The organism is Euzebya sp. (genome assembly GCF_964222135.1).
Lineage (GTDB): Bacteria > Actinomycetota > Nitriliruptoria > Euzebyales > Euzebyaceae > Euzebya.
The window spans coordinates 42273-61382 of the sequence record NZ_CAXQBR010000109.1; the positions used below are offsets into that span (position 1 = coordinate 42273).

The window sequence follows — 19110 nt, forward strand, 5'->3', positions numbered from 1 at the left end:
GACGGCGCAGGTCGCCTGCCCGCGCTACGCAAGTGCGCTCGTGACGGCCCGGCGGGTCAGCACCCGGGCCAGGTGGGCGCGGAACGCGGCGTCGGCGTTCAGGTCGTCCGGGGGGCTGGTGCCCTCGGCAGCGGACTCGCACGCCGCGGCGATCGCCCCGGCGTCGTCGGCTGCGACGCCGCTCAGCGCCTCCTCGACGCCGGTCGGGCGGACGGGGACGGTGCCCATGTGGGTCAGGCCGATGCGGGCCTGGTCGATCGATCCGTTCCCGGTGATGACCGCCAACGCCCCGACGATGGCCCAGTCCTGCTTGACCCGCGTGAACTTCTGGTAGTTCCAGCGGGTGCCGGCAGCCAGCAGCGGCCAGGACACCTCGACGAGGACCTCGTCCTCGCCGACGGCGGTGATCAGGTAGTCGACGAAGAACTCCGAGGCCGGAACGGTCCGCCGGCCCGATGGCCCCTCGATGGTGAACTCGGCGCCCAGGGCCAGCGCGGTCGCGGGCAGGTCGCCGGCCGCGTCGCCGTGGGCGAGCGCCCCTCCGTGGGTGCCGCGGTGGCGCACCTGGGGGTCGCCGATGGTCTTCGTGACGTGGGCGATGGCGCCGCACGCCTGGGCCACGGTCTCGTCGTGGGCCACCTGGTGGTGGGTGACGGCCGCGCCGATCACGAGGCGGTCCCCCTCGGTGCGGATGCCGCGCATCTCCTCGACGCGGCCGATGTCGACCAGCGTCTCAGGGTAGGCGAGGCGCAGCTTCATGAGGGGCAGCAGGGAGTGGCCGCCGGCGAGGAGCTTCGCGTCCTCGGCCTCGCCGAGGGCCTGGACGGCCTCGGCGACGCTCGAGACGCGGACGTAGTCGAACTCTGCGGGGATCATCGCTCAGCCCTCCCGGGCAGCGTTGATCGCGGCCCACACGTTCTTCGGGGTCATCGGCATCAGCACGTCGCTGACGCCCATCGGTCGCAGCGCGTCCACGACGGCGTTGACCACCGCCGGGGTCGACGCGATGGTGCCGGCCTCCCCGACGCCCTTGACGCCGAGGTCGTTCGACGTGGCAGGGGTCTCGGTCCGGTCGGTGGTGAAGTGCGGCATGTCCGCAGCGGAGGGGACCGGGTAGTCGACCAGCGACGCGGTCGTGAGGTTGCCGGCCTCGTCGTACTCCACCCCCTCCCACATCGCCTGGGCGATGCCCTGGGCGAGGCCGCCGTGGACCTGCCCCTCGACGATCATCGGGTTGATCACCTTCCCGACGTCATCGACGCAGACGTACTTCAGGATGCTGACCTTGCCGGTCTCGGTGTCGACCTCGGTGGCGCACAGGTGCGTGCCGTGGGGGAAGGAGAAGTTCTCCGGGTCGAAGACGTACTGCGACGTCAGGTCGAGCTCGGCGCCCTCGGGGTAGTCGTGCCCGGCGAAGACCGCGAGCGCGATGTCCTGGATCGTCGTCGACTTGTCCGGGTCGCCCTTCACGCGGAAGCTGCCGGCGTCGAACTCGAGGTCGTCCTCGGACGCCTCCAGCATGTGGGCGGCGAAGACCTTCGCCTTCTCGACCACGCGGTCGCAGGCGCGCTTCAGCGCGATGCCGCCGACGACCAGGGACCGGGAGCCGTAGGTGTCGAGGCCCTGCGGGCTGATCTTGGTGTCACCGTGCAGCACGTCGACGTCGTCGAACGGGACGCCGAGGTGGTCGGCGGCGATCTGGGACCAGGCGGTCACGTGGCCCTGGCCGTGGGGGCTGGTGCCGGTGACGACCTCGACCTTGCCGGTGGGCAGGACCCGCACGGTGGCGGCCTCCCAGCCGCCGGCGCCGTAGTCGAGCGAGCCGAGCACCCGCGAGGGTGCCAGGCCGCACATCTCGGTGAAGGTCGAGATGCCGATGCCGAGCTGCACGGGATCGCCGGACTCGCGGCGCCGCTGCTGCTCGGCGCGGAGCCCGTCGTAGTCGAACAGCTCCATCGCCCGGTCGGTCGCGGCCTCGTAGTTCCCCGAGTCGTAGGTCAGCCCGGTGATCGTGTCGAAGGGGAACTCCTCGTGGGCGATCCAGTTGCGCCGCCGCAGCTCCATCGGCTCCATGCCGAGCTCGGCGGCGAGCTCGTCGATGATCCGCTCGATCGCGAAGGTGGCCTCGGGACGGCCGGCGCCCCTGTAGGCGTCGGTCGGCGTCTTCGTGGTGAACACCCCGCGGCAGCGGAAGGAGTAGGCGTCCATCTTGTAGATCGCCGGGAACATCAGCGCGCCGAGGATCGGCACACCCGGCGTCACGAGCTGCAGGTAGGCGCCCATGTCGGCCAGCAGGTCGACCTTGAGCCCGCGGATGCGGCCGTCGGCGTCGGCGGCGATCGCGATGTCCTGGATCTGGTCGCGGCCGTGGATCGTGGCCTGGATGTCCTCCGAGCGGGTGGCCGTCCACTTGATCGGCTTGCCCAGCCGGCGGCCGACGGCGGTCAGCAGGACCTCCTCGGCGTACACGTTCAGCTTCGAGCCGAACCCGCCGCCGACGTCGGGGGCGATGACGCGGATCTTCTGCTCGCTGATCCCCATCACCATCGCGAGCATCAGCCGCAGGATGTGCGGCACCTGCGTGGTGGACCAGACGGTCACCTCACCCGATGCCGGCTGCGGGTCGACCACGACGCTGCGCGGCTCCATCGCCGCGGGGATGAGCCGCTGGTTGATGAAGCGGCGCTCCACCACCGTCGCGGCGCCGCTGAACGCCCCGTCGACGTCGCCGGCCTCGAAGGGCCAGGTGAAGGAGATGTTCGACTCGGTGTCGGCGTGGACCTTCGGCGAGCCCGGCTCGGCGGCGGCGGCGAGGTCGACGACCGCGTCGAGGGGCTCGTAGTCGATGTCGATCGCCTCGAGCGCGTCGACCGCCGAGGCCTTGTCGCGGGCCACCACGACGGCGACCGCGTCCCCGACGTACCGGACCTCGTCGACGGCGAGCGCCAGGTGGGGCGGGTTGACCATGTCCGGCGTGACGGGCCAGGCGCACGGCAGCGCCCCGTAGTCGTCGGCCAGGTCGGCGCCGGTGAAGACCGCGACGACGTTCGGCCGCTCCTTCGCGGCGCTGACGTCGAGGTTCGTGATGCGCGCGTGCGCGATCGGGGAGCGGAGCAGCGCCGCGTGGAGCATGCCCGGCAGCGCGAGGTTGTCGGTCCAGCGGGTCTGGCCGGTGATCAGCCGCGCGTCCTCCTTGCGGGGGGCGGCGGTCCCGATGCTGGGTTGGGGACGGTCCTCGATGGTGGTCACGACGCGCTCCCCTGCATCTCCGTGGCGGCCTGGGCGACGGCCGCGACGATGTTCTGGTAGCCCGTGCAGCGGCAGAGGTTGCCCTCGAGCCCGTCGCGGATCTCGTCCTCGCTGGGTGAGGGGTTCTCCGCCAGCAGCGAGGTGGCCGCGCAGATCATCCCCGGGGTGCAGTAGCCGCACTGCAACCCGTGCTTCTCGTGGAACGCCCGCTGCACCGGGTGGAGCTCACCGTCGGTCGCGAGGCCCTGCACCGTGGTGACGTCCGCCCCGTCGGCCTGGACCGCCAGCATCGTGCAGGACTTCACCGACTGGCCGTCCACGAGGACGGTGCACGCCCCGCAGTTCGACGTGTCGCAGCCGATGTTCGTGCCCGTCAGCCCCAGCACCTCGCGGAGGTAGTTGACGAACAGCAGCCGGGGTTCGACGTCGTCGGTGTACGTGGTCCCGTCCACCGAGACCGAGATGGTCGCGCGTCGTGCGCGAGCGTTCGCGTTCGCCATGTGCCCTCCAGTAGCCCTCCCGGTGCCGCGGCTCGCCGCACCGGACCGTGGCGGAGACTAGAACCACGTCGAGCTCCCCGAAAGGGGTCGCGCGTGCGGGCTTCTGCGTGCGAGGTTGCAACGCGCGACGTGCAGGTTGCAGGCAGTGGCGCACCTTGGCCCCGCTCGGTCACGCAGCGTAGGGTGCGGGCGCACTTCCCCCTCGACCCAGAGGCCCCGTGACCACGACGTTGACCATCCCGCTCGAGGACCTCCACACCATCGTGGGGCGTCCCCTCGGCCCGACCCCGTGGCGGGACATCACCCAGGCGGACGTGGACGCGTTCGCCGACGTCACCGGTGACCACCAGTGGATCCACACCGACGTCGAACGGGCCGCACGCGGACCGTTCGGCGGGACGATCGCGCACGGGTTCATGACCCTCGCCCTGCTCCCGGTCCTGATCGGCGGCCTGCTGCACGTGGAGGGTCCGGCCCTCACGGTGAACTACGGCCTCGACAAGGTGCGCTTCCCCTCCCCCGTCCCGGTCGGCACCGCCGTGCGGGCCACCGGGCAGCTCGTGGCGCTCGACCCCGTCGAGGGTGGCCTGCAGGGCCGCATGGCCGTCGTCGTGGAGCGGGACGCCGGGACGAAGCCGGTCTGCGTCGCCGAACCTGTCTTCAGGTACTACCGATGACCGGTGTCGAGCCCATGTAGGCGGATTACCCTCACGGACTAGTCACGGGCGGCGTCGGTGGGGAGCGGTGCACACACGCCCACGGACGAAGGACACGAGCGCGGGATCGGACAGCGTCATGTCGAACCAGGATGAGCGGAGAGCGCACCCGGTGCGCGTGCGGGAGCGGGTGGTCCTGAGCCCGCCCGCACGGATCCAGCCGTCGCGGCCGGAGCCGCTGGTCATCCGCTTCGTCCCGCGACGGGACCCCGACGTCGACCGCGGTCGCACCCCGTCATCGCACCAGCAGCAGACCCCCCACCACCCCGTCGACGCCGGCCCCTGGGAGGACCGCACATGAGCACCCTGCCCGACCTGCAGGATGCGGTTCGACGCATACACGGCGTCGCCTCGGCATTCATCCGCTGGCCCGACCCCGAGGGTCCCGCGATGCTGCGGGTGGAGTTCACGGACGGGGCCGACACCCAGCGCGTCGGCGAGGAGGTCGTCCGCACGCTGGTCGACGTCGGGCAGGTCGACCTGGCCACCCTGCAGGTCGGACGGGGCGCCGAGGAGGTCCAGCCGGCCCGACCCGTGTTCACCGGCATGGTCCTCGACCGGGTCGACGACGAGCTCGAGGTCGAGGTGACGCTCGAGTACCACGCCGCCACGTTCAGGGGGACCGCGCGGGGAGACGTCACGCAGGTCGACGAGCTCGCCCTGGTCGCGAGCGCCGCAGTCGACGCGGTCATGGGCATCCGCCCCGACGGACACCACCTCCGCACCGTCCAGCGCCACCACGTCCAGGGCGCCAGCGACGTCGTCACCGTGCTGCTGGACCACGACGCCTCGTGGCAGCCGTCCCTCGTCGGCACCGCGCTGGTGGAGCGCGACGCCCGCGAGGCCACCGTCCGCGCCACCCTCGACGCCCTCAACCGGGTGTGGACCTTCGCCGACCCCTCCCCCGCGAGCAACCCCGCCCTCATCGGCTAGCCGCAGCTCAGGGCCTGGTGTGGAGATGTCCTCCATCGGCTAGCCGCCGATGTAGGACATCTCACCGGACGCGATGGCGCCGGTGACACCTGGACGACGCGGCTCCGCCGCGGCCGAGGGCCTGGTGTGGAGATGTCCTCCATCGGCTAGCCGCCGATGTAGGACATCTCCACGCGGTCCTCTGGTTGGGCCTGGCCGAGGGTGCGCAGCTCGGAGTAGCGGTCGGCCCGCCCGGTCCAGATGCGGCGCAGCTCCGCGTCGAGCTCGGCGTCGTCGGCCCCGCTGCGCAGGACGGCCCGCAGGTCGTGGCCGCGGGTCGCGAACAGGCAGGTGAAGAGCTCACCGACCGCGGACAGGCGGGCGCGGACGCAGGTGCGGCAGAACGGCCGGGTGACGCTCGCGATCACGCCGACCTCGCCCGCGCCGTCGTCGTAGGCGTAGCGGTCGGCGACCGCGGTCGCGCCCGGACCGGCACCGGGCCGCACGACCGGGGAGAGGGGGTGGGCCGCGGCGATCGTCGCCACGACCTCCTCGGCGGGCACCACGTGGGTGACGTCCCAGCCGTTGGTGTGCCCGACGTCCATGAACTCGATGAACCGGACGCTGATGCCCCGCTCGCGACCGAACTCGGCGAGCGCGAGGATCTCCCCCTCGTTGACCCCGCGCTTGACGACGGTGTTGACCTTGACGACCAGGCCGGCGTCGAGCGCGGCGTCGATCGCGCCGGTCACGGCGTCCACGGCGACCTTGACGTCCGCCATCGCGGCGAACGTCGCCTGGTCCAGCGCGTCGAGGCTGACCGTCACGCGGCGCAACCCGGCGCCGACCAGGTCGTCGAGCGCCGCGGGCAGCAGGACGCCGTTGGTGGTCATCGCGACGTCGGTGATGCCGTCGACGGCGGTGACGGCCGCGACCAGCCGGTGGAGGTCGCGGCGCAGCAGCGGCTCGCCGCCGGGCAGCCGGATCTTCGTCACGCCGACCCCGGCCGCCACGCGGACCACCCGCGTGATCTCCTCGAACGTGAGCAGCGACGCGCGGGGCAGGAACGCGTGGTCGGGACCGAACTGCTCGCGCGGCATGCAGTAGGTGCAGCGGAAGTTGCAGCGGTCGGTGACGGAGATGCGCAGGTCGTCGAGCCCGCGCCCGAGCTGATCGGCGAGCATGTGCCCGCCAGGCTACGCGGCCGACCGCACCGCGTGCCCCGCAGCCGCGGATAGGCTGGGCGGACCTGTGCGCCCGGACCTCCCCCACGTCGCGGTGCCCGCGGTCCTGCGGGGCAACGGCTGGCTCCTGGCCGGCCTGCTCCTCGGCACGGCGGTGGCCTTCTGGCCGTCGACGGCGACCCCCGCGGTGGTGGCGCCCGGCGCGCGGGTGTCGCTCGAGACCGCCCGCTTCCTCGTGACCCTCGCCGCCGCCGGGCTGATGACGAGCTTCGGGGGAGGGATGGGCGGCCCGCTGCGGCGCGGGTTCGTCGCGGCGCTGGTCGTGCTGGGCCTGACCGACCTGTGGTTCGGCGTCATCCCGCACATGACCGAGGTGGCCGCCGGGGCGGCCGGGTCGGCGCTGCTCCCCTGGATCGCGGCGCGGTACCTCGCCGGCGCCCTGTTCGTGATGGCGGGCATGGAGTGGCCGCGCTGGTCGACGACGCGGCTGGTCTGGACGGCCCTGGCCGCCCACGTCGCGGTGCAGCTGGCCGTGGCGGCGACCGGGCCCACGACCCTGGTGACCCTCGAGGACCCCGACTTCGCCGGGGTCCCGCTCGCCCAGGTCCTCCTCGAGCTCGGCCCCATGGTGCTGTTCGGCGCCGGCGCCGTGCTCGCCAGCCGCCTGTACGAACGCGACCAGCAGCCCCTCGAGCGCTGGCTCGTCGCCGCCCTGCTGGTCGGCGTCTTCACCCAGGTGCACGAGGCCGCCTTCCCCGCGGGACTCGGCCCCGTCGTCAGCTCGGCCGATCTGCTGCGTGCGCTGTCGACGGTCCTGCTCCTGGTGGGCGCCATCCAGCAGGTCACCCAGCTCCGCGCCGACCGCGCCCGGGCCCTCGAGCTGTCCCAGGCCGACCTGCGCGAGCTGCGCGAGGTGTCGAGCCGCCTCCAGGACTACGTCGCCCAGGAGGCGTCCTTCCGCTCGGTGGTGACCCACGAGCTGGCCACCCCCGTGGCGACGATCTCCGCCTACGCCCACGTCCTCGGCGCCGCCCAGCTGCCGACGGCGGCGCGGGAGGCCGCGGACACCATCGGCACCGAGGCGCGCCGGCTCCGCAGCCTGATCCACCGGATGGACGAGCTCGCCGACGTCGACACCGACGCGCTCGCCGTCGACCTCCGCCCCGTCGCCGTGCGGCCGCTGCTCGAGGAGGCCGCGGCCTTCGGCCGTGCGCTCCCCGGCAACCACGCCGTGTCCACCTCGGTGGATGACGCGGTGCTCACGGCCGATCCGACACGGCTGTCGCAGGTGATGCGGAACCTGGTCGGCAACGCCGCCCGCTACACCCCCTCCGGCACGCCCATCCACCTCTCGGGGCACCGCGAGGGCGACGTGTACGCGGTGGTCGTGGTCGACGAGGGACCCGGCTTCGGCACCGCCGACGTCGAGCCGCTGTTCGCCAAGTACCGGCGCGGCGCCTCGGGTGCGCACCTGGACGGGACCGGGCTCGGGTTGTGGATCGTGCGGGAGATCGTGCAGGCGCACGGCGGTCGGGTCCACGTCATCGACCCCGCCGACGCCGGCGGCCGGGTCCAGGTCGAGCTGCCCCTCGAGGGGCCGGGAGGTCAGCCGTGATCCGCGTGCTCATCGTCGAGGACCACGCGAGCTTCCGACAGGCGCTGGCGGCCGTGCTGTCGCTCGAGCCGGACCTGACCATCGGCGGCCAGCTGGGCACCGGCGAGGTCGACGCCGCGCTCGCCGCCGCGGCGGACGCCGACGTCGCGATCGTCGACCTCGAACTGCCCGAGGGCGACGGCGTCGGCATCGTCGAGGCGCTGCGGCAGGCCGCCCGCCCCGTCCCCTCGGTGGTCCTGACGGGGTTGCGCGACGACCGCGAGCTCGGCCGGGCCATCGAGGCCGGCGCCGCCGCGGTGCTCACCAAGACCGCCGAGATGATCGCGATCGTCGACGCGGTGCGGGTGGTCGCCGCCGGCGGCTCGGTCCTGCCACCGGAGGTGACCAGCCAGCGCCTGCGCGCCCTGGCGCGCGACCGCGAGCGCCGCTGGCGGTCCGAGCTGCTCGCGAACGAGCTGACCGCGCGCGAGATCGAGGTCCTCGAGCACCTGGTCTACGGCGAGGGCAACGCCGACATCGGCGCCCGGCTGGGGATCTCGCCGGAGACGGTGCAGACCCACGTCCGGAACCTCATGGCCAAGCTGGGGGCGACGTCACGGCTTCACGCGGTCAGCCTCGCCCTCCAGCACGAGCTGGTCGACCCACCGTGAGCCGGCGCCCGGATCGGTACGGATCACTACCCGAGACCGGGTAGGGACCACCGTCCGTCGGCGGGGACGCTGGTGGCATGCAGGCCCACGTCCCGGCGCACCGCCCCCACGGCTCCCACCGGCCGGCCCTCGGCCTGGCCGCCGGCGTCGTCGTCGTGCTGGCCGGCGGCACGCTCGCGGCCACCGACGTCACGGTCGGGGTCGCCATCGCGTGCGCCGGCCTCCTGATGGCCGTCTGGTACGTGGGGGTCCTCGACGACGAGCGCACCCTCGCCAACCTCGCGGGCGTCGCCCTCGGCGACATGGCCGTGCCGCTGCCGGTCCTGCCGGCGGCGTCAGCGCACCCCCCCCGCGACGTCGCCCTGCTGTCCGACGACCTGCCGGCCGTGGTCGCCCTGCCCGCCGGCGGGTGGGGGCTCGTCCCGCGCGACTCCGCCCGAGCGGCGCTCGGGCGCGCCGGGTTCGGCGGCCGGTGGCACCGGATCGCCCGGCCCGTGGACGTCTGGGACCCAGACGTGGCGCTCCCCGACATCGGCCGGATCCCCCGGGACGCCGACGCGGTGCTGGTCAGCAACCCGGCAGGTGCGCCCCTCGGCGTGACCGGCGCCGCGATGCGGGCGCGGGCGACGGCCGTCGCGCGGGCGCAGGAGCTGAGCCGGTGACGCCGGTCCTGGCCGCCGGCGCAGTCGCCGCGGAGGACCTCCTCCGCTTCTGGATCGCCCTCGGGGTCCTGCTGGCGGCCGCCAAGGTGCTCGGGTGGGCGGCCCGCCGCGCGGGCCAGCCGGCGGTGGTCGGCGAGCTGTCGGCCGGCGTGCTGCTGGGCCCGACGCTCCTCGGCAGGATCGCCCCGGACCTGACCTCGTGGCTGTTCCCCGTGGAGGGCAACGCGGCCGCGATGATCAGCGCCGTCGCATGGCTGGGCGTCGTGCTCCTGCTCGCGGTCACGGGCTTCGAGATCGACCTCGGCACGCTCAAGCGGTTGGGCCGGACCGCGACGACGACCGCCACGGCGAGCCTCGTCATCCCGGTCGCGATGGGGCTCGCGCTCGGGTTCGCGCTGCCGACCAGCTTCGCCGGCGAGAACGGCGAGGGGTCCCTCCCCCTCTTCATCGGTGTCGCCCTGGGCATCTCGTCGCTCCCCGTCGTGGCGAAGGTGCTGCGCGAGCTGCAGCTCGCCAAGGCCGGCGTGGGCCAGGTCATGCTCGCTGCCGGCATGGTCAACGACGTGATCGGCTGGGCCCTCCTCGGTGTCGTGGCCGGTGTCGTGTCGGCCAGCGGCTCGCCCCTCATCGGGCTCGCCACCGCCCTGATCGGCTCCGTCGCGGTCATCGTCGGTGGCCTCACGGTCGGCCAGCGGGCCGTCGACTGGCTGCTCCGGCTGGTCCGCCGCCGCGACGACGACCGCGGGTCGCTCCTCGGCGTCTCGACGATCCTCATCGTCGCCGCCGGGGCGGTGACCCAGGCGATCGGGGTCGAGGCGGTGCTCGGCGCGTTCGTCGCCGGCATGGTGCTGGCGCGGTCCCCGCTGGGCGGCCGACCCATCGAGAAGCCGCTCAGCCAGATGGCCGACCAGATCCTCGCCCCGGTGTTCTTCGCGACCGCCGGCCTGCAGGTCGACCTGTTCGCGATCGTCCAGCCGCCGATCCTGTGGTGGACGCTCGCGATCGTCGCCGTCGCGGTCGTGGGGAAGGTGCTCGGCGGATGGCTCGGCGCCCGGCTCGGCGGGTTCTCCCACCGGGACAGCCTGGCCGTCGGCATCGGCCTGAACGCCCGCGGAGCACTCGAGATCGTCGTGGCGTCCGTCGGCCTCTCCCTGGGCGTGCTGTCCAGCGAGGCCTACAGCGCCATCGTGGTCATGGCCGTGCTCACGTCGCTGATGGCCCCGCCGCTGCTGACCGCCGTGCTCGGCCTGACACCGGGCCGTGGCGACGACGACGAGGAGGCCAGTCGCTTCGCCCGCATGCGGACCGCGCTGATGCCCACCCGCGGCGGAGCCTCATCGGTGCTGGCCGGCCGGGTCGCCGACGCGGTGCTGCCGCCGACGGCCACGCTGACCGCCCTGACCGTCCACGCGACCGGTGAGGACGCCCCGGCCGGCCGCGCGGCCGCCCGCGCCCTCGGGGCCCACGTCCGCCGACGGCTGCGGGGGCGCGACCACGTGGCCGACGACCCCGCGGACGAGGTCCTCGCCGAATCGGCCCTCGGCTACGACCTGCTGGCCGTCGGCGCCACGGCCGACCAGCTGGGCGGGCAGATCAGCCGGACCCTCGAGCGCATGATCGCCCACGCGCCCGTGCCGGTGCTGCTCGTCCGCAACGCCCCGGACGCCGACCCGGAGCACATCGCGCTGCGCCGCGTCGCCGTGGGGATCACCGGATCGGACGCCGCGTCCCTCGCCGTCGACCTGGCCGCCCGCGTGGCGGCCACCAACGACGCCCGGTTGACGCTGCTCCACGTCGTGGTGCGCCCCGAGCCCACCGCCCCCGCCACGGGCTCGGCGGCGGTCCCCTCCTCCTCCGCCGCGGTCGCACAAGCCGTGCCGTTCACCGACGCGACCGACCTGCTGACGACCCCCCGACGGCAGGCGGAGGCGCTCGGCGTCCACGCCGACCTGCGGGTCCTGCACAGCCGCACGGTCGCCGAGCAGCTGGTCGAGGCGGCGGTCGAGGCGGACGCCGACCTGCTGGTCATCGGCGGGCAGCGCCGGGCCGACGGGTCCTTCCTCGGCCACACCGTCGCCCACCTCCTGCGCGCCGCGCCGATGTCGGTCGCGGTGGTCATCGCCCCGCGCGGGTAGACGACCCCACCCGCGGAGTCAGGGGCCGCCGTCGACCTCGAGCGCGGCAGCGTCCACCACCCGATCCCCGAGGTCGAAGACCCTCCGCGCGTTCTCGGCGTGCTCCCCCACCAGGGCGCGCAGCTGCGCGTCGGTCACCTCGACGGCCTCATCCACCACGAACCACCGCACCTCCTGGCCGAACGGCGGTGTCGTCCGCGATCCGAGGTACGTGCACGCGGTCCGCCCAGGTGGCAGGAGCGCCGACAGGGCACCCTGCCGCTCGAGCAGGCGGTCGACGGCGGCGTTCCGTCGACCGATGGCCAACCGCAGGGCGAGGACCGACGTCCGATCCCCGTCCACGTGGACGATGTGCAGCTCCCCTGCGCCCTGGACGCCGTCCCACAGGTGCTCGGACGGGGCGTGGGTGTGGAACTCGACCACAGCCAGCGGCTCGCTCCCGTCACCGATGCGCAGGTGACCGCCGGAGCCCGCCGGCACGGGCACCATCCCCGCGTTGAACGGGCTGTCGCGCTCCTGCCACCGGGCGTCCGGGTACGAGCAGGACGGATGCCAGACCTCGCTCGTCCGGATGGTGCTGGAATCGATGTCGATCGGTGATTGCTGCGGGTAGTTCATGAGTTCCTGTGGCCGTCTGCCGGTGCGAGGGGTGTCGGCGCCCGACGGGCTCGGCGGGTTGCCCGGCCATCCCCGTCTGCGCGGCGGTGATCATCTCCCGCCGGCCTGGCACCTAACCGCCGGCAGACGCCCTCACGAGCGCGGCGGCGACCTCGTCGACTCGGGCCTCGAGCTCGGCGATGGTCCCCTCGTTGCGGATGACGTGCGTGGCGACGGCGACCTTGTCGGCCTCCGACGCCTGGCTGTCGATCCGCGCCCAGGCCTCGGTCGGGTCCATGTCCCGGTCGGCCACGAGCCGGTCGTGCTGGACCTGGCGGTCCGCGGTGACCACGACGATCTCGGGGTAGGCGTCGGCGTGCCCCATCTCCACGAGCAGGGGGGAGTCGACGACGACCGGGCCGTCGTGGTCGGCCAGCGCGGCGATCCGCCGACCCACCTCCTCGGCGATCCGCGGGTGGGTGATGGCGTTCAGCGCCTGTCGGGAGGGCTCGTCGCCGAAGACGATGGCGGCGAGGGCCGGGCGGTCGAGCGCACCGTCCGCCCGGATCACCCCGTCGCCGAAGCGGTCGGCGATCTCGGCCAGCGCGGGACGTCCCGGCTCCACGACCACCCGCGCGACCACGTCGGCGTCGATCACGGGGAACCCGTGGACCTCCGCGAAGCGCCGCGAGACCGTCGACTTCCCCGTCGCGATCCCGCCCGTGAGCCCGACCAGCAGCATGGGCGGGCAGGCTAGCGGCCCGGACCTCTCGGGGCCGGGTGCGTCGCCCGAGACGCGACGAGGGACCGTCCGGAGACGGTCCCTCGTTCGTGCAGCTGTCGCCCGGGCGGCGACGTGGAGGCGCTACTCCTACTCGTCGCTGCTCTCGGGCTCCTCGGCCTCGGCGGTCTCGGCGTCGTCGGTCTCGGCGTCCGGGGTCGCAGCCTCGTCGGTAGCGGCCTCGGTGCTCCCCTCCTCCTCGGCCGGCTCGTCCGCGGCCGCCTCGGTGGTCTCCTCCGCGACGGGCTCCTCGGAGACGTCCTCGGAGTCGGCCTCCTCGTCCTCGACGTCGGCGTCCTCGGCCGCCGCGGCCGCGGCCTGGGCCTGGACGCGGGCGATGACGTCCTGGGCGGACAGGCCGCCGGACTCACCGGACTCCTCGTCCTCCGCCTCCTCGGCGGCGCGGGCCTGCTGCGAGCGCTGCATGGCCTGGGCCAATGCGGCACCCATCGCCGAGCCGCCGTCGCCGCCGGTGTCCCCACCACGGCTGGAGGTCGGGGCCTCCGCGGCGTAGGTCGGGGCCTCGTCGATCTCGGGCGCCTCGCCGTAGCCGGCCTTGACGGCCTGCTTCAGCGACAGCGAGATCCGGCGGCGGACGTCGTCGATGTCGATGATCTTGACGGTCAGGCGGTCGTTGACCTTGACGACCTGCTCGGGCTGCTCGACGTGGGCGTCGGCCAGCTCGGAGATGTGGATCAGGCCCTCGATGCCGTCCTCGACCTTCACGAAGGCGCCGAAGGGGACCAGCTTGGTGACGTTGCCCTCGACGAACTCGCCCACGTAGTGCTGGCGGGCGAACTGCTGCCACGGGTCTTCCTGGGTCGCCTTGAGCGACAGCGACACGCGCTCGCGCTCGAGGTCCACGTCGAGCACCTCGACCTCGACCTCCTGGCCCAGCTCGACGACCTCACCGGGGTGGTCGACGTGCTTCCAGGACAGCTCGGAGACGTGCACGAGCCCGTCCACGCCGCCCAGGTCGACGAACGCGCCGAAGTTGACGCAGGAGGAGACGGTGCCCTTGCGGATCTCGCCCTTCTGCAGGGTCTCGAGGAACTCCCGGCGGAACTCGCTCTGGGTCTCCTCGAGGAACTTGCGGCGGCTCAGGACCACGTTGTTGCGGTTCTTGTCGAGCTCGATGACCTTGCACTCGAGCTCCTGGCCCACGTAGGGGTGCAGGTCGCGGACGCGCCGCATCTCGACCAGCGACGCGGGCAGGAAGCCGCGGAGGCCGATGTCGAGGATGAGGCCGCCCTTGACGACCTCGATGACCGTGCCGGTGACCGTGGAGTCCCGCTCGTGGATCTCCTCGATCTTGCCCCAGGCGCGCTCGTACTGGGCGCGCTTCTTCGAGAGGACCAGCCGACCGTCCTTGTCCTCCGTCTGGAGGACGAGGGCCTCGATCACATCGCCCACGGCGACGACCTCGTTGGGGTCGACGTCGTGCTTGATGGAGAGCTCGCGGCTGGGGATGACCCCCTCGGACTTGAAGCCGATGTCGAGGAGGACCTCCTCGGGATCGACCTTGACGACGACCCCCTCCACGATGTCACCGTCGTCGAAGTCCTTGACGGTGGCCTCGAGTGCGGCGAGGAAGGCTTCCTCGGTGCCGAACTCCTCGAGGAGGATGGCGGCTCCCCGCTCCCGCTCCTCGTCAGGGGCGGTGGCCAGGATGTGGGTCTGCTCGTCGGTCATGTAGGCGGTCCGTTCAAGGGGTTGGCAGTGTCGCAGGGACCTGTCACGAGGGACAGGGTGTGGATCTGATCCTGTTGGTCGCCACCGTGCGGGGAGGCCCGGCGGCGGGTGTGCGCGCCCGACTGGGACGGCGAGCAGCACAGAAAGCCCCCGGAGGGGCGGAGGACTCAGTCTGCCACGGCGCGTCGGGGCACGCCACCGCCAGTCCAGCCGTCCGCGCGGGGGCGTCCGACGCGGCGGACGGCCGTGGACCGGGACTCAGATCTGAGCCGCAGGGCCGCCGGCGGGGCGAACTCTCAGATCTGTGATCGCGGTCGCGCGCACCGGGACCCAGATCTGAGCCGCACCTGCGCCGGCGGAGCTGAACCTCAGATCTGAGATGACGAGCGGCGCTCAGGCGGACAACGCCCGGGCGAGGTCCTCGCGCAGGTCCTCGACGTCCTCCAACCCGACCGACAGCCGGATCACCCCGTCGGTGATGCCGACGGCCGCCCGCCCCTCCGGGCCGATGCGGTGGTGCGTCGTCGTCGCCGGGTGGCAGGCCAGGGACTTCGCGTCGGCGAAGTTGTTCGAGATGTCCACGACGTCGAGGGCGTCGAGGACCGCGAACGCCCGGTCGGTCCCGCCCTCCACCTCGAACGTCACCACGGTCCCGCCGCCGGTCATCTGCCGCCGGGCCAGGTCGTGCTGGGGGTGGGACGCCAGCCACGGGTGGCGCACCCACGTGACCGCCGGCTGCGACTCGAGCCAGCCGGCCAGATCGAGGGCGGTGGCGGCCATCCGCTCGACCCGCAACCGCAGGGTCTCGAGGCCCTTCAGCACCACCCAGGCGTTGAACGGGCTGAGGACCGGGCCGGTGTGGCGCATCAGCGGTTGGACCTCGCCGTCGATGAACGCCGCCGACCCGAGGATCACCCCGCCGAGGGTCCGTCCCTGGCCGTCCATGTGCTTGGTGGTCGAGTAGACGACGACGTCGGCGCCCAGGTCGAGGGGCCGTTGGAACACCGGGGAGGCGAAGATGTTGTCCACGATCACGCGGGCGCCCACCGCGTGGGCGAGCTCGCAGACCGCGGCGATGTCGACGAGCTCCTGCATGGGGTTCGAGGGGCTCTCGAAGAACACCGCTGCCGCCGGTGTCGACAGGGCCGACTCCCACTGGCCCAGGTCGTCGCCGTCGACGAAGTCGGTCGTGACGCCGTAGCGGGGCAGGATCTCGTCGAGGACGACGGTGCAGGACCCGAAGAGGCTCCGGGCCGCCACCACCCGGTCCCCCGCCCGCACCGACGCGAGCAGGGCGTAGAACACCGCGGCCATCCCGCTCGCCGTCGTCCACGCGGCCTCGGCGCCCTCGAGCTGGCGCACCCGCTCGGTCAGCATCGCGACGGTCGGGTTGGACACGCGGCTGTAGCGGTGGCGCTCGATGTCACCGGCGAACGCGGCCGCCGCCTCCGCGGCCGTGGCGTACACGTACCCGGAGTTCAGGAACAGCGCCTCGGAGGTCTCGTCGAACGCCGAGCGCGCCAGTCCGCCGCGGACCGCGGCGGTGTCGGGGCGCCAGTCGCCGGCCACGGGGCCTCAGGACTGCGTCCAGGGCAGGCCGGCGGCCTTCCAGCCCGCCGAGGTGCCCCGGTGGCCGGCGGCGTCCCGCGGTCCCTCGAACCCGCCGGCGACGTTGTGGGCGCGGGTGTAGCCGTGCGCGGTGGCGGCCTCGGCCGCCGCGGCGGAGCGGGCGCCGCTCCGGCACAGGAACAGGACCGGGGTGTCGGGGTCGAGCCCCTCGGCGTCGAGCTCGTCGAGGAAGGCCTCGTTGCGGCCGCCGTCCGCGGTGCTCCACTCGATCCGGACGACCGCCTTGTCGACGTCGTCGAGGTCCGGCAGCCCGACGTAGGTCCACTCCGCGCGGGTCCGCACGTCCACGAGGACCGCGTCGCGGTCGTCCTCCAGGACGTCCCACGCCTCCTCGGGGCTGATGTCACCAGCGTGCGCCATGGCGCCAGAGCCTATGCGGCGCAGCGGCCCCGATCGGGCGTGCGAAGGCGCAGAACCCCGGTCAGCGGCCGGGCCGCTCCCCCGTCGAGTACGGGTGGATCTTGAGGTCCATCCAGATCCAGAGGGTCTTCGACCGCGGGTAGAACCAGATCGCGACCACGGCGACCGCGACGATGAGGATCCAGGTCAGCGCCGTCCACGGCACGTCCGGCCAGGTGACCGCGAGCCCGATCCCGAACCCCGCCACGAACGTCAGCAGCACCGCGACGGTGTTCATGATGAGGGCGCCCACGTAGTAGCCCTCCTCACCCTGGTCGAAGTCGTAGCCGCAGCCGGGACAGGTCTCGACCAGCTCGCCGTAGCCCGACGTGATCGGCTTCTGGCCGCACAGCGGACAGCGCATCCGCAGCGCGCGGAGGAGCCGCGGGCGCTGCTGCATGCGGTGGTCGGCAGAGGGCTCCCCGGAGGTCATGCGCCCGATTGTGCCTGCCGTCGCAGTTCCTGCCGCCGGGCCTCGTCACCCAGCGCGATCGGTGCGGCGATCGCCTCCTCGGGGATCCCGAAGGCGTCGACCAGCCCCCGGGCGTGGGGCCGGACCTCGGCCAGCAGCTGCTCCACCTCGGCGGTGATGGCCTTCGACTGCTCCGGGCTGATGCGTCCGTGCTCGAGGAACCACGCGCGGTCCTCCTCGATGGTGGACAGCGCGTACAGGTCGTTGAGCAGCTCGAGCTGCGCCCGCGCGTCCGGGTCGGCGCAGCGGTCCACCGCAGCGGTCATCTGCTGCAGCACCAGGTTCTCGATGTGCACGCGCGCGGCGTACAGCACGTGGTTCTGCACGTCGTTGAACGCCCGGAAGGAATCCCCGTGGTCCTCCATGCCCGCCCGGATCCGCATCGCGGCGGTCTCGAGCGCGTGCTCCTCGCGGTAGGTGAACATCTCGACCTGCCACCCGCGGTCGCGCAGGCCGGGGTCGTCCTTCGCGCTCGGCATCACGCTGCGGAGGGACTGCACGAGCGACGCGCCGCGGAGGCGCTCGAGGAGGGTGTCGACGACCTGGTCGGCGGCGAAGCGGGCGGTGCCGAGCGTGTCGAGCTGGCTGAACTCCTCGCGGTAGCCGGTCAGGAGGCCCTTCGCGACGAGCTGGAGCAGGACGGTGTTGGCCCCCTCGAAGGTGGCGAACACGTCGGTGTCCGCGCGCAGGTCCGGCAGGCGGTTGACCGACAGGTACCCCGCGCCGCCGCAGGCCTCGCGGCAGGCCTGGATGGTCCGGACCGCGTGCCAGGTGGCGACGGCCTTCAACCCGGCCGCGACCGGTTCGACCTCACGTCGGGCGTCGGCGTCGTCGCCCGCGAAGGCCTTCACGAGCCGGTCGACCAGGTCCTCCTGGGCGAAGTGGAGGGCGTAGGTCTTGGCGAGCGCCGGCAGCAGGGCGGTCTGGTGGCTCTGGTAGTCGAGCAGCGCCTGCTCCCGCCCGTCGCCGTCGGCGTCGAACTGGCGGCGCACCTCGCCGTAGCGGATGGCGATGGCCAGGGCGACCTTCGTCGCGCTGATCGCCGCCCCGGCGATCGAGGTCCGGCCGGTGACGAGCGTGCCGAGCATCGTGAAGAAGCGGCGCGAGGGGTTCTCGATCGGCGAGGTGTAGCGGCCGTCGGCCTCGACGGCCCCGAAGCGGTCGAGCAGGTCCTCACGAGGGACGCGGACGTGATCGAAGGTGATCCGCCCGTTGTCGACGCCGTTGAGTCCGGCCTTCGGGCCGTCGTCGGCGAGCGTGACGCCGGGGCAGGGCCGCATGTCGTCATCGCGGATCGGGACGACGAGGGCGTGGACGCCGTGCTCGCCGTCCGGCGTGATCAGCTGGGCGAACACGACGGCGGCCCTGCCGTCGCGGCCGGCGTTGCCGATGTAGTCCTTCGCGGCGTCCTCGTCCGGGGTGTGGACGACGAAGGTCCCGTCGGCCGGGTCGTACGTCGCGGTCGTCCGCAGGCTCTGGACGTCCGAGCCGTGCCCCACCTCGGTCATGGCGAAGCAGCCGGGGAGGGTCAGGTCGGCCACGTCGGCGAGGTAGCGCTCGTGGTGCCGCTCGGTGCCGAGGTTGAGGATGGCCCCGCCGAAGAGGCCCCACTGCACCCCGGCCTTGATCAGCAGGCTGAGGGACCCGAACGCGAGGGTCTCGAACGCCGCGATGCCGGCACCGAGGTCGTCCTGACCGCCGACAGCCGTCGGGTAGCCGAGCGCCGGGGTGAGCTTGCGCTCCCCGAGGACCGCCATCTGCTCGGCGACGCGGGCGCGGTGCTCGTCACGCGGCAGCCCGGTCGTCGGGGCGAACAGGGGGTCCTCGAGCAGCTGGCGCACCCGGGTGCGGACGTCGCCGTAGCGGCCGTCCAGGTGGTGGGCGAGGGCACGGGTGGTGGGGTCCATGTGGTGGTCC

At 73.2% G+C, this 19110-nt stretch carries 17 protein-coding genes and 1 pseudogene; 7 read left to right on the forward strand and 11 right to left on the reverse strand.

The features are described from left to right. Positions 1-24 precede the first annotated feature (24 nt). The 3 genes from ACEQ2X_RS24010 to ACEQ2X_RS24020 are packed head-to-tail and all read right to left on the reverse strand — an operon-like array spanning position 25 to position 3749. A complete protein-coding gene (locus ACEQ2X_RS24010; RefSeq protein ID WP_370328419.1) occupies positions 25-876 on the reverse strand; it encodes a xanthine dehydrogenase family protein subunit M in 852 nt (283 codons plus the stop codon). Positions 877-879: 3 nt separating this feature from the next. Further along, positions 880-3249: a xanthine dehydrogenase family protein molybdopterin-binding subunit gene (locus tag ACEQ2X_RS24015; RefSeq protein WP_370328420.1), complete on the reverse strand. Its 2370-nt coding sequence runs from the start codon at positions 3247-3249 to the stop codon at positions 880-882. Next, positions 3246-3749: a (2Fe-2S)-binding protein gene (locus ACEQ2X_RS24020; protein ID WP_370328421.1), complete on the reverse strand. Its 504-nt coding sequence runs from the start codon at positions 3747-3749 to the stop codon at positions 3246-3248. Before ACEQ2X_RS24020 ends, ACEQ2X_RS24015 begins: the two co-directional genes overlap by 4 nt. 218 nt (positions 3750-3967) lie before the next feature. Between ACEQ2X_RS24020 and ACEQ2X_RS24025 the strand changes: the two genes are divergently transcribed. The 3 genes from ACEQ2X_RS24025 to ACEQ2X_RS24035 all read left to right on the forward strand — a co-directional run bounded on the left by ACEQ2X_RS24025 (position 3968) and on the right by ACEQ2X_RS24035 (position 5398). Next, a complete protein-coding gene (locus tag ACEQ2X_RS24025) occupies positions 3968-4426 on the forward strand; it encodes a MaoC family dehydratase (RefSeq protein ID WP_370328422.1) in 459 nt (152 codons plus the stop codon). Between the two features lie 118 nt (positions 4427-4544). Further along, complete coding sequence (locus tag ACEQ2X_RS24030; protein WP_370328423.1) at positions 4545-4766, forward strand: hypothetical protein; 222 nt, start codon at positions 4545-4547, stop codon at positions 4764-4766. Beyond that, positions 4763-5398, forward strand: a complete 636-nt coding sequence (locus ACEQ2X_RS24035; RefSeq protein WP_370328424.1) for a hypothetical protein — start codon at positions 4763-4765, stop codon at positions 5396-5398. Before ACEQ2X_RS24030 ends, ACEQ2X_RS24035 begins: the two co-directional genes overlap by 4 nt. A 146-nt stretch (positions 5399-5544) precedes the next feature. Here the strand turns inward: ACEQ2X_RS24035 and moaA are convergent, their stop codons facing one another. Further along, positions 5545-6561, reverse strand: a complete 1017-nt coding sequence (moaA, locus tag ACEQ2X_RS24040; RefSeq protein WP_370328425.1) for a GTP 3',8-cyclase MoaA — start codon at positions 6559-6561, stop codon at positions 5545-5547. Between the two features lie 67 nt (positions 6562-6628). Between moaA and ACEQ2X_RS24045 the strand changes: the two genes are divergently transcribed. The 4 genes from ACEQ2X_RS24045 (at position 6629) to ACEQ2X_RS24060 (ending at position 11623) form a co-directional block, all read left to right on the forward strand. Continuing rightward, on the forward strand, positions 6629-8176 hold the full coding sequence (locus ACEQ2X_RS24045; protein ID WP_370328426.1) for an ATP-binding protein: 1548 nt from the start codon (positions 6629-6631) through the stop codon (positions 8174-8176). Continuing rightward, entirely contained in the window at positions 8173-8826 is a 654-nt protein-coding gene (locus tag ACEQ2X_RS24050; protein ID WP_370328427.1) for a LuxR C-terminal-related transcriptional regulator, read from the forward strand. The genes ACEQ2X_RS24045 and ACEQ2X_RS24050 overlap by 4 nt, the downstream gene beginning before the upstream one ends. Positions 8827-8903: 77 nt before the next feature. Then, complete coding sequence (locus ACEQ2X_RS24055) at positions 8904-9488, forward strand: hypothetical protein (RefSeq protein ID WP_370328428.1); 585 nt, start codon at positions 8904-8906, stop codon at positions 9486-9488. Next, positions 9485-11623 (forward strand): cation:proton antiporter, encoded by a 2139-nt coding sequence (locus ACEQ2X_RS24060; protein ID WP_370328429.1) that lies wholly within the window; start codon positions 9485-9487, stop codon positions 11621-11623. Before ACEQ2X_RS24055 ends, ACEQ2X_RS24060 begins: the two co-directional genes overlap by 4 nt. An 18-nt stretch (positions 11624-11641) precedes the next feature. On the opposite strand, the gene ACEQ2X_RS24065 is transcribed toward ACEQ2X_RS24060, so the two are convergent. The 7 genes and pseudogenes from ACEQ2X_RS24065 to ACEQ2X_RS24095 all read right to left on the reverse strand — a co-directional run bounded on the left by ACEQ2X_RS24065 (position 11642) and on the right by ACEQ2X_RS24095 (position 19100). Next, positions 11642-12241: a carbonic anhydrase family protein gene (locus ACEQ2X_RS24065; protein WP_370328430.1), complete on the reverse strand. Its 600-nt coding sequence runs from the start codon at positions 12239-12241 to the stop codon at positions 11642-11644. 112 nt (positions 12242-12353) lie between these two features. Continuing rightward, positions 12354-12962: a dephospho-CoA kinase gene (gene coaE / locus ACEQ2X_RS24070; RefSeq protein WP_370328431.1), complete on the reverse strand. Its 609-nt coding sequence runs from the start codon at positions 12960-12962 to the stop codon at positions 12354-12356. A gap of 596 nt (positions 12963-13558) precedes the next feature. Then, positions 13559-14627: pseudogene (gene rpsA / locus ACEQ2X_RS24075) on the reverse strand (30S ribosomal protein S1); the annotation flags it as partial. 459 nt (positions 14628-15086) lie between these two features. Next, positions 15087-16262, reverse strand: coding sequence for an O-succinylhomoserine sulfhydrylase (locus ACEQ2X_RS24080; protein ID WP_370328433.1), 1176 nt, complete (start codon positions 16260-16262; stop codon positions 15087-15089). Between the two features lie 6 nt (positions 16263-16268). Beyond that, positions 16269-16682, reverse strand: a complete 414-nt coding sequence (locus tag ACEQ2X_RS24085) for a rhodanese-like domain-containing protein (RefSeq protein WP_370328434.1) — start codon at positions 16680-16682, stop codon at positions 16269-16271. 61 nt (positions 16683-16743) lie between these two features. Next, the gene (locus tag ACEQ2X_RS24090; RefSeq protein WP_370328435.1) at positions 16744-17154 is read right to left on the reverse strand and encodes a DUF983 domain-containing protein; all 411 of its coding nucleotides are present in this window, start codon (positions 17152-17154) and stop codon (positions 16744-16746) included. Then, a complete protein-coding gene (locus ACEQ2X_RS24095; RefSeq protein WP_370328437.1) occupies positions 17151-19100 on the reverse strand; it encodes an acyl-CoA dehydrogenase in 1950 nt (649 codons plus the stop codon). The genes ACEQ2X_RS24090 and ACEQ2X_RS24095 overlap by 4 nt, the downstream gene beginning before the upstream one ends. Between the last annotated feature and the right edge of the window lie 10 nt (positions 19101-19110).

Bases quoted from the DNA above. Each gene is read 5' to 3' on its own strand.
- ACEQ2X_RS24010 (WP_370328419.1), bottom strand. From the start codon at position 876: ATGATCCCCGCAGAGTTCGACTACGTCCGCGTCTCGAGCGTCGCCGAG.
- moaA (WP_370328425.1), bottom strand. From the start codon at position 6,561: ATGCTCGCCGATCAGCTCGGGCGCGGGCTCGACGACCTGCGCATCTCC.
- ACEQ2X_RS24020 (WP_370328421.1), bottom strand. From the start codon at position 3,749: ATGGCGAACGCGAACGCTCGCGCACGACGCGCGACCATCTCGGTCTCG.
- ACEQ2X_RS24055 (WP_370328428.1), top strand. From the start codon at position 8,904: ATGCAGGCCCACGTCCCGGCGCACCGCCCCCACGGCTCCCACCGGCCG.
- ACEQ2X_RS24030 (WP_370328423.1), top strand. From the start codon at position 4,545: ATGTCGAACCAGGATGAGCGGAGAGCGCACCCGGTGCGCGTGCGGGAG.
- ACEQ2X_RS24085 (WP_370328434.1), bottom strand. From the start codon at position 16,682: ATGGCGCACGCTGGTGACATCAGCCCCGAGGAGGCGTGGGACGTCCTG.
- ACEQ2X_RS24090 (WP_370328435.1), bottom strand. From the start codon at position 17,154: ATGACCTCCGGGGAGCCCTCTGCCGACCACCGCATGCAGCAGCGCCCG.
- ACEQ2X_RS24065 (WP_370328430.1), bottom strand. From the start codon at position 12,241: ATGAACTACCCGCAGCAATCACCGATCGACATCGATTCCAGCACCATC.
- ACEQ2X_RS24095 (WP_370328437.1), bottom strand. From the start codon at position 19,100: ATGGACCCCACCACCCGTGCCCTCGCCCACCACCTGGACGGCCGCTAC.
- coaE (WP_370328431.1), bottom strand. From the start codon at position 12,962: ATGCTGCTGGTCGGGCTCACGGGCGGGATCGCGACGGGGAAGTCGACG.
- ACEQ2X_RS24035 (WP_370328424.1), top strand. From the start codon at position 4,763: ATGAGCACCCTGCCCGACCTGCAGGATGCGGTTCGACGCATACACGGC.